The organism is Streptomyces sp. NPDC008150 (assembly GCF_042956945.1).
Lineage (GTDB): Bacteria > Actinomycetota > Actinomycetes > Streptomycetales > Streptomycetaceae > Streptomyces.
This window is the reverse complement of sequence record NZ_JBIBHJ010000005.1, coordinates 444,555-456,635: the sequence shown is the minus strand read 5'-3', so window position 1 is coordinate 456,635 and position 12,081 is coordinate 444,555. Positions and strand designations below refer to the sequence as shown.

Annotated in this window: 15 protein-coding genes; 9 read left to right on the top strand and 6 right to left on the bottom strand. The window is 73.8% G+C overall.

Translation table 11 applies throughout. From position 1 onward, the window contains the following. Nucleotide 1: 1 nt before the first annotated feature. Nucleotides 2–685 (bottom strand): pyridoxamine 5'-phosphate oxidase family protein, encoded by a 684-nt coding sequence (locus tag ACFZA0_RS16260; RefSeq protein ID WP_391016462.1) that lies wholly within the window; start codon nt 683–685, stop codon nt 2–4. 35 nt (nt 686–720) lie between these two features. On the opposite strand from ACFZA0_RS16260, the gene ACFZA0_RS16255 reads away from it, so the two are divergent. Next, on the top strand, nt 721–2,061 hold the full coding sequence (locus tag ACFZA0_RS16255; protein WP_391016459.1) for an aminotransferase class I/II-fold pyridoxal phosphate-dependent enzyme: 1,341 nt from the start codon (nt 721–723) through the stop codon (nt 2,059–2,061). A gap of 34 nt (nt 2,062–2,095) precedes the next feature. Here the strand turns inward: ACFZA0_RS16255 and ACFZA0_RS16250 are convergent, their stop codons facing one another. Further along, the gene (locus tag ACFZA0_RS16250) at nt 2,096–2,560 is read right to left on the bottom strand and encodes a pyridoxamine 5'-phosphate oxidase family protein (RefSeq protein WP_391016456.1); all 465 of its coding nucleotides are present in this window, start codon (nt 2,558–2,560) and stop codon (nt 2,096–2,098) included. Nucleotides 2,561–2,681: 121 nt separating this feature from the next. Further along, entirely contained in the window at nt 2,682–3,131 is a 450-nt protein-coding gene (locus tag ACFZA0_RS16245) for a Rieske 2Fe-2S domain-containing protein (RefSeq protein ID WP_391016453.1), read from the bottom strand. Nucleotides 3,132–3,396: 265 nt separating this feature from the next. Between ACFZA0_RS16245 and ACFZA0_RS16240 the strand changes: the two genes are divergently transcribed. From ACFZA0_RS16240 to ACFZA0_RS16215, 6 genes are all read left to right on the top strand, one after another. Then, on the top strand, nt 3,397–4,161 hold the full coding sequence (locus ACFZA0_RS16240) for a HipA family kinase (protein WP_391016450.1): 765 nt from the start codon (nt 3,397–3,399) through the stop codon (nt 4,159–4,161). Next, entirely contained in the window at nt 4,158–4,541 is a 384-nt protein-coding gene (locus tag ACFZA0_RS16235) for a DUF3037 domain-containing protein (protein WP_391016447.1), read from the top strand. Before ACFZA0_RS16240 ends, ACFZA0_RS16235 begins: the two co-directional genes overlap by 4 nt. Nucleotides 4,542–4,714: 173 nt before the next feature. After that, a complete protein-coding gene (gene fabG / locus ACFZA0_RS16230; RefSeq protein WP_391016444.1) occupies nt 4,715–5,476 on the top strand; it encodes a 3-oxoacyl-ACP reductase FabG in 762 nt (253 codons plus the stop codon). A gap of 17 nt (nt 5,477–5,493) precedes the next feature. After that, nucleotides 5,494–6,264: a glucose 1-dehydrogenase gene (locus ACFZA0_RS16225; RefSeq protein ID WP_391016441.1), complete on the top strand. Its 771-nt coding sequence runs from the start codon at nt 5,494–5,496 to the stop codon at nt 6,262–6,264. Nucleotides 6,265–6,386: 122 nt separating this feature from the next. Continuing rightward, nucleotides 6,387–7,070, top strand: a complete 684-nt coding sequence (ung, locus tag ACFZA0_RS16220) for a uracil-DNA glycosylase (protein ID WP_391016438.1) — start codon at nt 6,387–6,389, stop codon at nt 7,068–7,070. Between the two features lie 128 nt (nt 7,071–7,198). After that, nucleotides 7,199–7,720 carry a hypothetical protein gene (locus ACFZA0_RS16215; protein WP_391016436.1) on the top strand — a complete coding sequence of 174 codons (522 nt, stop codon included), beginning with the start codon at nt 7,199–7,201 and terminating at the stop codon, nt 7,718–7,720. Between the two features lie 53 nt (nt 7,721–7,773). Here the strand turns inward: ACFZA0_RS16215 and ACFZA0_RS16210 are convergent, their stop codons facing one another. Then, nucleotides 7,774–8,271 carry a hypothetical protein gene (locus tag ACFZA0_RS16210; RefSeq protein ID WP_391016433.1) on the bottom strand — a complete coding sequence of 166 codons (498 nt, stop codon included), beginning with the start codon at nt 8,269–8,271 and terminating at the stop codon, nt 7,774–7,776. A 152-nt stretch (nt 8,272–8,423) separates the two neighbouring features. After that, on the bottom strand, nt 8,424–8,936 hold the full coding sequence (locus ACFZA0_RS16205) for a DUF664 domain-containing protein (protein WP_391016430.1): 513 nt from the start codon (nt 8,934–8,936) through the stop codon (nt 8,424–8,426). A gap of 150 nt (nt 8,937–9,086) precedes the next feature. Between ACFZA0_RS16205 and ACFZA0_RS16200 the strand changes: the two genes are divergently transcribed. Then, nucleotides 9,087–10,013, top strand: a complete 927-nt coding sequence (locus tag ACFZA0_RS16200; protein ID WP_391016427.1) for a Gfo/Idh/MocA family oxidoreductase — start codon at nt 9,087–9,089, stop codon at nt 10,011–10,013. Here the strand turns inward: ACFZA0_RS16200 and lnt are convergent. Next, nucleotides 9,916–11,505, bottom strand: a complete 1,590-nt coding sequence (gene lnt, locus ACFZA0_RS16195) for an apolipoprotein N-acyltransferase (protein WP_391016425.1) — start codon at nt 11,503–11,505, stop codon at nt 9,916–9,918. The genes ACFZA0_RS16200 and lnt overlap by 98 nt on opposite strands. Nucleotides 11,506–11,631: 126 nt before the next feature. Between lnt and ACFZA0_RS16190 the strand changes: the two genes are divergently transcribed. Next, nucleotides 11,632–12,069, top strand: a complete 438-nt coding sequence (locus ACFZA0_RS16190) for a hypothetical protein (protein ID WP_391016422.1) — start codon at nt 11,632–11,634, stop codon at nt 12,067–12,069. Nucleotides 12,070–12,081 lie beyond the last annotated feature (12 nt).

Sequence of the window (12,081 nt, the reverse complement as noted above, 5' to 3'; positions counted from 1 at the left end):
GTCACAACGAGGCGATGTAGTCCGGGAGTTCGGTGCCGGGTGCCAGCTCGGCGTCGGGCAGGGGGGTGAGGTAGCCCTGCTGGAGCGGCACGACGCCCGCCCAGTGCGGCAGGGCGAGGTCCTCCGGCTCGTCCTTCACGCCGCCGGTGCGGATCTTCGCGGAGACCTCCGCCAGGTCGACGGAGAGCACGGCCGTCGCCGCCAGCTCCTTGGCGTTCGCGGGGCGGGAGTCGGCGGAACGGCCGGGCACCACCTGGTCGACCAGGGCGTCCAGGGCGGCCCGCTTCTCCTCCGGGTCCGTCACCGGGCGGGCGGTGCCGTGGACCACCACGGAGCGGTAGTTCATCGAGTGGTGGAAGGCCGAGCGGGCCAGTACGAGGCCGTCGACGTGCGTCACCGTCAGGCACACCGCGAGCCCCGGGTCGGTGGTGTTCGCCGCCCGCAGCGGGCGCGAGCCCGTCGAGCCGTGCACGTACAGCCGCTCGCCCACCCGCGCGTAGAGCGTCGGCAGCACCACCGGCGCGCCGTCGCGCACGAATCCGAGGTGGCACAGCCGGCCCTCGTCGAGAATCGCGTGGACCACGTCCTTGTCGTACGACGCGCGCTCGGCGGAGCGGGTGGGAACGGTGCGGTCGGTCGGGGTGTACGCACCTTGTCGCGGCGTCTCGTTCCGGGTCCCCTGCATGGCGTTCTCCATTGCACTAGTGCATAATGTGGTTTGTGCTAGAACCATATCGGATCGAAGGCCGGGGCGCCGCCGAGATTTCCGCGAGCATCGAACGCGCGGTCGGCACGGGCGAGCTGCAACCGGGTCAACCCCTGCCTCCCCTGCGGGAGTTGGCCGCCGAACTCGGCGTGAACCCGAACACCGTCGCGTCCGCCTACCGCACCCTGCGCGAGCGCGGGGTCATCGAGACCGCCGGGCGCCGCGGCAGCCGGGTACGCTCCGCCCCGGCCACGACCGGCCGGGACCTGCCGCCGCGCGAGGTGCCCACCGGGGTGCGCGACCTGTCCTCCGGCAACCCGGACCCCGCGCTGCTGCCGTCCCTGGAGCGGGCGTTCGCCGACGCCGCCGCCCGGGGCGACCGGGAACCGGTGCTGTACGGGGAGGTCGCCGTCGAGCCGGAGCTGGCGCGGTGGGCGCGTGCCGCCCTGGACGCCGACGGGGTGCCGGACGGCCCGGTCGCCGTCACCTCCGGCTCCCTCGACGCGGTGGAACGCGTCCTCGCCGCCCACCTCAGACCCGGCGACACCGTCGCCGTGGAGGACCCCGGCTGGGGCCGCACCCTCGACCTCGTACCGGCCCTCGGGCTGCGCACCGTCCCCGTCGGCGTCGACGACGACGGGCCGCTCGCCGAGGACGTGCGGCACGCCCTGTCCGCCGGGGCGCGCGCCCTGATCGTCACCGACCGCGCGCAGAACCCGACCGGTGCCGCGGTGGGGGAGGACCGGGCGCGGGAACTGCGCGCCGTGCTGCGCGCGTACCCGGAGACCCTGCTGATCGAGGACGACCACGGCAGCGGCATCGTCGACCTGCCCCTGCACCCGCTCGCGGGGACCACCTCCCGGAACTGGGCGTTCGTCCGCTCGGTGGCGAAGGCGTACGGGCCGGACCTGCGGCTCGCCGTGCTCACCGGGGACCCCGTCACCCTCGACCGGGTGCGCGGCAGGCAGCGGCTCGGGCCGGGCTGGGTGAGCCGGATCGTGCAGCGGGCCGTCGTGCGGCTGTGGACCGACGGGGCTGTCGACCCCGCGGCCGTGGCGGCGGCGTACGGGCACCGGCGCGACCTGCTGATCGGCGCTCTCGCCCGGCGCGGCGTCGAGGCGCACGGGCGCAGCGGCATGAACGTGTGGGTGCCCGTGCCCGACGAGACGTCGGTCGTCGCGGCCGTGCAGCACGCGGGGTGGGCGGTGGCCCCCGGTGCCCGGTACCGGCTGAGCGCGCCGCCCGGCGTGCGGATCACCGTCTCGACGCTGACCGAGGCGGACAGCGGTCCGCTCGCCGACGCCGTCGCGGCGGCCCTGGGACCGCGTCCCGGACCGGCACGCAGTTACGTCTAGGGCGGTACGGGCGGGCCGGGCCGCCCGTGCCCTCCTACCCGCCGAGTTTGCGGAAGTCCCAGGAGACGGTCTTCTCCGGTGTCAGCCGCAGCCAGGCGTGGCGTCCGTCGTGCGGCATGTCCTCCAGCTGGAAGTACTTCCGGGCGAACAGCGTCTCCGGGACGTCCAGTTCGGCGCAGAGCTCACCGGTGCGCGGGGACTCGCCCACCCGCTCCACCGCACCGGACAGCTCGGCGCCGCGCAGCTCCCCGTAGTCCTCGCCCGAGTCCACCACGACCGCCACGCGCGGATCGCGGACCAGGTCGGTCCAGCGCTTGCTGCGCACCACCGAGTACAGCCACAGGGCGGCGCCGTCCCAGACGAACCACAGCGCGCTCACGTGCGGTGCGCCGCCGGACGACACGGTGGCCACCCGGCAGGTCCGCTCCGCGGTGAGGAACGTGTCCAGTTCCGCGGGGCTCATCATGATGCGGCGCCCGCGGCGCTGACTGACGGTCATGCGGCTCCCTCCGGTTCCCGTGAGCGGGGCGGCTCTCCCCGACCTCACGTCAGCAGAGGATGGCCGGTGCGGAGGTTCCGCGCAATGGTGCCGCCTGGCTCTCCGCGGCTCCGCCGCCCGGTCACGCCAGCTTGATCGAGTCCCCGCTGACCGTGATCTTCTTGGCCGGCAGCGGCTCGGTAGCCGGTCCCCGCTTCACACTGCCGTCGGCCGCCGAGAACTGGCTGTTGTGGCACGGGCAGGTGATCACGCCGTCCGCCACCGAGCCGACCGCGCAGCCCTGGTGGGTGCAGGTGGACGAGAACGCCTTGAAGGTGCCCGCCGTCGGCTGGGTGACGACCACGCCCGCGCCGCCGAAGATCTTGCCACCGCCCTCCGGGATGTCGGAGGTGCTGGCCAGGACGGACGAGCCGCCGTCGGCGGCCTTGCCGGAGCCCGCCGCGTCGGAGGTGCCGTCGTTCGAAGAACAGGCCGTCAGCGCGCAGGTGAGACCCGCGGCGCCGACCGCCGCCACCACCGTCCGGCGTCCGGGCCCCGTCGCCGGCGCCGTACGGATCGATTCGCTGCTCATGCTGTCGTTCCCTTCGAAGGAAGCCTCCGGACCCGCGTCGCGCCCGGGAGCCCGGGGCCGTCCGCGAACCGGGGTCTGTCCGCCCGGTGATCCACAGAGGATTACGGGGCACGGCCCGGTCCTGTTCAGGCGTCGCCGCCCGCTTCCACGGATCGAGATCAAGAACGGGCGGGCGCGGCCGACGGTTCCCGGGTCACCCGTACGGGAAAGGGCCGCCCCACCGGCCCTTGGATCGCCAGATCATCCCTGCGGGTAGCCTGGGAAAATGCTGACAGAAGTCATCGCGACCCGGTACATCGCGCCCCTGCGCGAGGGCGGTTCACTGCCGGGACTCGTCGAGGCCGACGACCTCGGGACGTACGTCGTGAAGTTCACCGGCGCGGGCCAGGGCCGCAAGACGCTGGTCGCCGAGGTCGTCGTCGGGGAGCTGGCCCGCCGTCTGGGATTCCGCGTCCCGCGCCTGGTGACCGTGGAACTCGACCCGGTCCTCGGGCTCGGTGAACCCGACCCGGAGGTACAGGAGTTGCTCAAGTCGAGCGGCGGCACCAACCTCGGCATGGGCTTCCTGTCCGGCGCCCTCGGCTTCGACCCGCTGGCCTTCGCGGTGAGCCCCTCGGAGGCGGGCCGGATCGTCTGGTTCGACGCCCTCGTCAACAACGTCGACCGCTCCTGGCGCAACCCCAACCTGCTGATGTGGCAGGGCGAGGTGTGGCTCATCGACCACGGCGCCACGATGATCTGGCAGCACAACTGGCCGCGCGCCGCCGCCTCCGCGGCCCGCCCCTACGACGCCTCCGACCACGTGCTCGCCCCCTTCGGGCCGGACGTCGACAGCGCCGCCGCCGACCTCGCGCCCCTGGTCACGGAGGAGCTCCTCGCGGACATCACCGCGCGGATCCCGGACGTGTGGCTGGCCGGCGAGCCCGGCTTCGACGACCCCGACGCGCTGCGCCGCGCCTACGCCGAGCCGCTGCTGGCGCGCGCCGCCGCCGTCCACGAACGGATCATGACCGCGGGGAGCGACCGATGAGCGAGCGCCACGTCTTCGAGTACGCCCTGCTGCGGGTGGTCCCGCGCATCGAACGGGGCGAGTGCGTCAACGCCGGCGTCCTCGTGTACTGCCGTGCCCGCACCTACGTCGGCGTGCGTACCCACCTCGACGAGGCGCGTCTGCTCGCCCTGGACCCGGACGTCGACCTGGCGGGCGTGCGGGCGGCGCTCGGGGCGGTCGAGGGCGTCTGCGCGGGCGGCGACGCGGCGGGCCGTGCGGCGGTCGACGACGCCGGACGCCGCTTTCGCTGGCTGGTCGCCCCCCGTTCGACCGTCGTCCAGCCGGGCCCGGTGCACACGGGGCTGACCGCCGATCCGGCGGCCGAGACGGACCGTCTGCTCGACCTCCTGGTCAGGTAATGGATCACACCGGCCCGGTGTCCCGTTGACACCGGGTGCCAGGACTTCTAGCGTCTCGTCTGCCGAAGGTACTAAGCGGTCGCTCACCCGTGGGCGTACGGTGGGGGCCGCGCCACTTCCCTGAGGCGTACCAGGCACTTCCAGGCTTTTTCCGAGGGCGAGGAGAACCAGCCATGTCCACCCCTGAGCAGCGGGTCGCCGTCGTCACCGGTGCCGCGCGCGGCATCGGTGCCGCGACCGCCGTACGACTGGCCGCCGAGGGCCGCGCGGTCGCCGTGATCGATATCGACGAGTCCGCCTGCAAGGACACCGTCGAGCAGATCACCTCCGCGGGCGGCCGGGCCCTCGCGGTCGGCTGCGACGTCTCGGACGAGGCGCAGGTCGAGGCGGCCGTCGCGCGCATCACCGAGGAACTGGGCGCGCCCACGATCCTCGTGAACAACGCGGGCGTGCTCCGCGACAACCTGCTGTTCAAGATGAGCGTCTCCGACTGGGACACCGTCATGAACGTCCACCTGCGCGGCGCCTTCCTGATGTCCCGGGCCTGCCAGAAGCACATGGTGGACGCGGGCTTCGGCCGGATCGTCAACCTCTCCTCGTCGTCGGCCCTCGGCAACCGCGGCCAGGTCAACTACGCCGCCGCCAAGGCCGGCATGCAGGGCTTCACCAAGACCCTCGCCAAGGAACTCGGCAAGTTCGGCGTCACCGCGAACGCCGTCGCCCCCGGCTTCATCGTCACCGAGATGACCAAGTCGACCGCCGACCGCGTCGGCATGGGCTTCGAGGACTTCCAGGCCGCCGCCGCCACGCAGATCCCCGTCCAGCGCGTCGGCCGCCCCGACGACATCGCCAACGCCATCGCGTTCTTCACCGGTGAGGACGCGGGCTTCGTCTCCGGCCAGGTGCTGTACGTGGCCGGCGGACCGCTCAACTGAGGCCGGGAGAACACGACATGACCGACACCACCGACCTCCCCGAGCCGTCCGGCAGGGTCGCCCTCGTCACCGGAGCCAGCCGCGGCATCGGCTACGGCGTCGCCGAGGCGCTGCTCGCGCGCGGCGACCGCGTCTGCATCACCGGCCGCAACGAGGACGCCCTCAAGGAGGCCGTCGAGCGGCTCGGCGCCGACCGGGTCATCGGCGTCGCGGGCAAGGCCCACGACGAGGCCCACCAGGCGGTCGCCGTCGAGCGCACCATGGAGGCGTTCGGCCGCGTCGACTACCTCGTCAACAACGCAGGGACGAACCCGGTGTTCGGCCCGATCGCCGACCTCGACCTGAACGTCGCGCGCAAGGTCTTCGAGACCAACGTGATCTCCGCGCTCGGCTTCGCCCAGCAGACCTTCAGGGCCTGGCAGCGGGAGAACGGCGGCGCGATCGTCAACGTGGCCTCCGTGGCCGGGATCTCGGCGTCGCCGTTCATCGGCGCGTACGGTGTCAGCAAGGCCGCGATGATCAACCTGACCCAGCAACTGGCGCACGAGTTCGCCCCGTTGGTGCGCGTCAACGCGGTCGCGCCGGCCGTCATCAAGACGCAGTTCGCGAAGGCGCTCTACGAGGGCCGCGAGGAGGAGGCCGCCGCGGCCTACCCGTTGGCGAGGCTCGGGGTCCCCTCCGACGTGGGCGGCGCCGCCGCGTTCCTCACCTCGGATCAGTCGGGCTGGATCACCGGCCAGACGGTCGTCATCGACGGCGGCATCTTCCTCAACGCCGGGGTCGGCTGACCGTACGGGCACCGCCTCGGGCCAACGAGGCGGTGCCCGCCGGGCGTTGTGGCGGTCCGGATCCGGCTGTCGGTGGTCGCCTGTAGGTTCTGTGCCGAAGCGACGCACACCGGAGGACCGAAGTGACCGACATCGCCATGCTGCCCGAATCCTGGCGCGACGTGCTGGGCGACGAACTCCAGCAGCCCTACTTCAAGGAGCTGACCGAGTTCGTCGAGGACGAGCGGGCGAAGGGCCCCGTCCACCCGCCCCGCGAAGAGGTCTTCGCCGCGCTCGACGCCACCCCGTACGACAGGGTGAAGGTCCTCGTCCTCGGCCAGGACCCGTACCACGGCGAGGGCCAGGGACACGGGCTGTGCTTCTCCGTCCGCCCCGGCGTGCGGATCCCGCCGTCCCTGCGGAACATCTACAAGGAGATGCACCAGGAACTGGGCACCCCGATCCCGGACAACGGCTACCTGATGCCGTGGGCCGAGCAGGGCGTCCTGCTGCTCAACGCGGTGCTCACCGTGCGCGGCGGCGAGGCCAACTCGCACAAGGGGCGCGGCTGGGAGCGGTTCACCGACGCGGTGATCCGCGCGGTCGACGCCCGGCCCGAACCGGCCGTCTTCGTCCTGTGGGGCAACTACGCGCAGAAGAAGCTCCCGCTGATCGACGAGAGCCGTCACATCGTGGTCAAGGGCGCCCACCCCTCGCCCCTGTCGGCCAAGAAGTTCTTCGGCTCCCGCCCGTTCACGCAGATCAACGAGGCGATCGCGAAGCAGGGGCACACCCCCGTCGACTGGACCGTCCCCGACCTGGGCTGACGGCGCGAGCGGCGCCCGGTCCGGCCCGCGCGGACCGGACCGGCGCGCCCCGCGGGTCGGCCTGACCGGGATTGCCGACGGGTGCGGTTAGCGTCGTCGGGGACGGCGGGACCGGCTGGAGGGCACCCATGGCGGAGCAACAGGAGCAGGCGGCGCCCGACGCCGTGCTGACACGGATCGGGCAGGTCGTGGTGCTGCACCACGCGGGGGACCGCGAGGAGGCGCAGAGCCGCATGCTGGCCCTGTGGGCGGAGATCGCGGAGGACGGCGACCCGCTGCACCGCTGCACCCTGGCCCACTACCTCGCCGACACCCACGACGACCCCAGTGACGAACTGGCCTGGGACCTGCGGGCGTTGTCGGCGGCCCAGGAGCTGACGGACGGCCGCACCGCCGGCCGGGACGACGCGGTCTCCCTCCGCTCCTTCTCGCCCTCGCTGCACCTCAACCTCGCCGCCGACTACGTGAAGCTCGGCAGGCCGGACGCCGCCCGCACCCATCTCAGCCGGGCCCGCGCCACGACCGACGCCCTCGGCGACGACAGCTACAGCGACGGCGTGAGGGCGGCGATCCACCACATGGAACTGCGCCTGGGCCACGGGGGACCGGGCGACGGCGACACCTGGGGCCCGCCGGGCGGACGCCGCTGAGCCGGGGCACGGGACGCCCCCGGCGCCTTCGCCGGGACAGGCCGCGGCCCGCCTCAACGCCCGTACGCGTCCCGGCAGATGGTGGCCTGCGGGCTGTCGGCGGGCCAGCCCCCGTAGGCCCGGCCGAGGGCGCACACGTCCGCGTTCCCGGTGACCGAACGGGTCGGCTCCGGCACCCGCAGGGGGTCCTCCTGACGATGCCGGGGGCGGTGGCCCTCGGGCCGGGTGCGCGGCTGCCGGGAGGTCGGGGCGGCCGGCGGTGGGACGTGCCGGGGCGCCGCGGGCCCGGCCGCCGCCGGGGCCCCGGCCGGCGACGAGGCGGGCGCCGGGGTCTTCGAGCGGGCGGGAGTGCGCGGGGCGCCGACGAGCCCGAGGGCCTCGCTCGCCGGTGCCTGCACGATCCGCGGCGTGCCGCTGCCCTCCGGACGCGGCACCGAGGGGCGGGCGGGAACCGGTGGGGAGGCGGCCGGCCGCTGGACCGTCACACAACCCGCCAGGGCCGAGACGGCGACGGTGACCAGGAGCGTCGCGGTGGTCGTCGTTCGGTGCACCCGCGCCACTCTGTCGGGTCGGGCCCGGGGAACGGCGCCGGACGGGCGGAGGATGCCCCGCACGGGTGATCTCCGGCCCCGTACGGAGGCCGCGGCGGCGCCCCGGGTGACGCGGGAACACCGGAGGGAGCCGCCCCGCCGGGGTGCGCCGGTCAGTCGCCGGTGACACCGTCCAGGCACTCGCGGAGCAGGTCGGCGTGACCGTTGTGACGGGCGTACTCCTCGATCATGTGGGTGTAGATCCAGCGCAGACTGAACGGTTCGCCGGTGGCCCCGTCGCCCTTCCGCGAGAGGTCGTCGAGGGCGAACGCGGACGCGGCGCCGCGCGCGGCGGTCACCTCGGCCTGCCAGGCCGCGCGCGTGTCCTGCCAGGTGTCGGACGCCGCGGGATGGAAGTCGCCGTCGCGGTCGGTGTCGGTGCAGTAGAGGGAGCCGACGTCCTCGCCCGTCAACTTCTCGCGGAACCAGCCCCGTTCGCACTCCGCGAGATGACGCACCAGACCCATCAGCGACAGCTCCGACGGCGGCACGGCGGCGGTCCGCAGCTGCTCGTCGGTCAGCCCCTCGCACTTCATGACCAGGGTTGCCCGGTGGTAGTCGAGCCAGCCCTCCAGCATGCCCCGCTCGTCCGCGTTCAGGGCCGGTTCGTGCCGCTCGTTCGTCATCCGGGCATCGTCGCCGGGTCCCCGCGCCACCGCAAGGCGATTTCCGCCGGTGGGCGGCCCGTATGCTTCCGGCACAGCCGTACGGGGAGCACGGGCCGTACGGCCCGCGGGGACAGGTACGGGCACGCGGCACAGCAGAGGGAGCGTTTCGTGAAGGTCGGCTGCATCGGACTCGGTGACATCGCGCAGAAGGCGTACCTGCCCGTGCTCGCGGTCCGGCCGGACGTGGAACTGCACCTCCAGACGCGGACGCCCGCCACCCTCACCGCGGTCGCCGACGCCCTGCACCTTCCGCCGGACCGGCGCCACGCGGACCTGGACGCCCTGCTCGCCCAGGACCTGGACGCGGCCTTCGTGCACGCGCCCACCGCCGTGCACCCGGAGATCGTGACCCGGCTCGTCGAGGCGGGCGTGCCCACGTACGTGGACAAGCCCCTCGCGTACGAACTCGCCGACTCCGAACGGCTGGTGGACCTCGCCGAGCGCCGAGGCGTCCCGCTCGCGGTCGGCTTCAACCGGCGCTTCGCCCCGGTGTACGCGCAGTGCGTCGAGCACCCGCGCGAACTGATCCTGCTCCAGAAGAACCGCGTCGGGCTGCCCGAGGACCCCCGCACGATGATCCTCGACGACTTCATCCACGTCGTGGACACCCTGCGGTTCCTCGTCCCCGGCTCGGTCGACGACGTGACGGTGCGCGCCCGCACCGAGGACGGGCTGCTGCACCACGTCGTGCTCCAGCTCGCCGGGGGCGGCTTCACCGCGCTCGGAGTGATGAACCGGCTCAGCGGGTCGGCCGAGGAGATCCTGGAGATCTCCGGTCAGGACACCAAGCGGCAGGTCCTCAACCTCGCCGACGTCGTCGACCACCGGGGCCAGCCGACGCTGCGCCGGCGCGGCGACTGGGTGCCGGTGTCGCGGCAGCGGGGCATCGAGCAGGCCGCGCTGGCCTTCCTCGACGCGGTGCGCGCGGGAACCCCGCTCAGCGCCCGGGACGCGCTGGCGACTCACGAGTTGTGCGAGCGGGTGGTACGGGCGGTCCAGGAACAGGCGGGTCCCCGTCCGACCGCCGCCGCCTGACCGCGCGCACCGCCTCCGCGGCGCAGAACACCGCCAGGACCAGCAGGGAGCCGTGCACCGCCCAGTCCCCGTACCGCACGTACAGGGTGGTGCCCGTGGCGAGCGGCACGTCGTAGACCCGGGAGGCCGACGCGCCGGTGCCCAGCGGACCGCCCACGCGGCGCCCGTCCGCGTCGTACACGGCCGAGACGCCGGTGAGCGTCGCGTGCACCATCGGCCGCCCGGTCTCGGCGGCGCGCAGTGCGGCGAGCGAGGCGTGCTGCGCGGGCGCCCAACTGTGCTGGAACGACGAGGTCGAGGACTGCGCGAGCAGCAACTGGGCGCCGTCGGCGGCGAGATGACGGCTCATGTCAGGGAACGCCGACTCGAAGCAGATCATCGGGCCGACGCGCAGCCCGTGTCCGACGTCCATCACGACCTGCGCGCTGCCGCGGCGGCGGTCCTCGCCGGCCGCCTTGCCGACGGACGTCGCCCACCCCAGCAGCGAACGGGCCGGCACGTACTCGCCGAAGGGGACCAGCCGGATCTTGTCGTAGCGGTCGCCGGTCGGGCCGTCGGGGCCCACCAGCACCGAACTCTTGTAGATCCCGGGCCGGTCGGACCGCCGGGCGTCGACGTTGACGAGGATGTCGGCGCCGACGTCGCGCGAGAGCGCGGCGATCCTCGCCGCCAGGTCCGGCCGGGCGGCGAGGTCGCGGCCGACGCTGCTCTCGCCCCAGACCACCAGGTCCACGTCGCGGCCGACGAGCCGGCGCGTCAGCCGCACCTCCCGCTCGAACCGCCGGTCCACGCCCACGACGACACCCGGCTGCACCACGGCGACCCGCACCGTCCGCCCCTCGGGCGCCGGGCGCGGCGCCCACACCCAGACGGCGGACGTCAGCGCCGCGGTCGCCACCAGACCCGCCAGCGCCGGCATCCGGCAGGCGCGCACCGACACGAGCACGGCGAGACCCACGTTCACGACGACCACGAGGAAACCGATCAGCCACACCCCGCCGACGGAGGCGAGCCGCAGGGCCGGCGCCACCTGCCACTGGCTGGCACCCAGCACCCCCCACGGACCGCCCAACCCCTGCCAGGACCGTACGAGTTCGATGCCGAGCCAGCCCGACGGCAGCACCAGCAGGGCCGTGGCCGCCCGCCGTCCGGACGGCGCCCCGCCGAGCAGCCCGCGCACCAGCAGGCCCCAGGGGGCCCACAACGCGCCGAGCAGGGCGGCGATGAGCACGGTGAAGACGTGCAGGCTCGGCAGCAGCCAGTGGTGCAGGGCCAGCATGTAACCGAGGCCGCCGCACCATCCGTCGTACGCGGCCCGCCGCCCGGTGGGAGCGGCCCGCACGAGCAGGATCCACGGCACCAGGGCGACGTAGGCGAACCACCACGCCCCCGGTGCCGGAAACGTGAACACCGGCAACGCGCCCGCCAGTACGGCGACCACGGACCGCCGCCACCCGCAGGCCCACCGGCGGCCGAACTCCCTCGTCATCATCCGCCTCGCCTTCCCCGTCCGGAGCCCAGTGTGCGGGGCGGCGACCGGCGAACGCAGGGACACCCCGGCGGTCGAACGAAGTTACCCGGAAGGGAGGTCCGGCACCCTCCGGAGGCGTGAGAGCCTGTGATCCACACGGAGGAGGCGGGACGGGTGGACGAGGAGCGGAGTCTCCGGCGGTACGGTCTGCACCCCGCGACCGCGGACCTGGACGAGATCCGGCGCCTGCTCCTGGCGCAGGCCGGGCTGGAGCGGCGCGCGCAGGGCGACGGCGACACCGAACTGATGCGGCTGTGCTGCGTGCAGCTGTTCAACGCCGGGAACCCCGAGGACGTACTGCGTGTCTGGCACGCCAAGACCTCCGGCATGGACGCGGACTGCTCCATCGACGTCCAGCTCCTGTGCGGGCCGGGCCTGGCCCGGACCAGGGCGCATCTGTCGAGCCTGGACTCGCCGGAGGCCGAGGCGGCGCTGCGGCGCCTGGACCGCTGCGAGGCGGCTGGGGACTTCCGAGGCTTCTCCGTCGCGGCACAGGCCGCCCGGTACGCCGCGTACTACGCGTGACGGCCTCTCCCG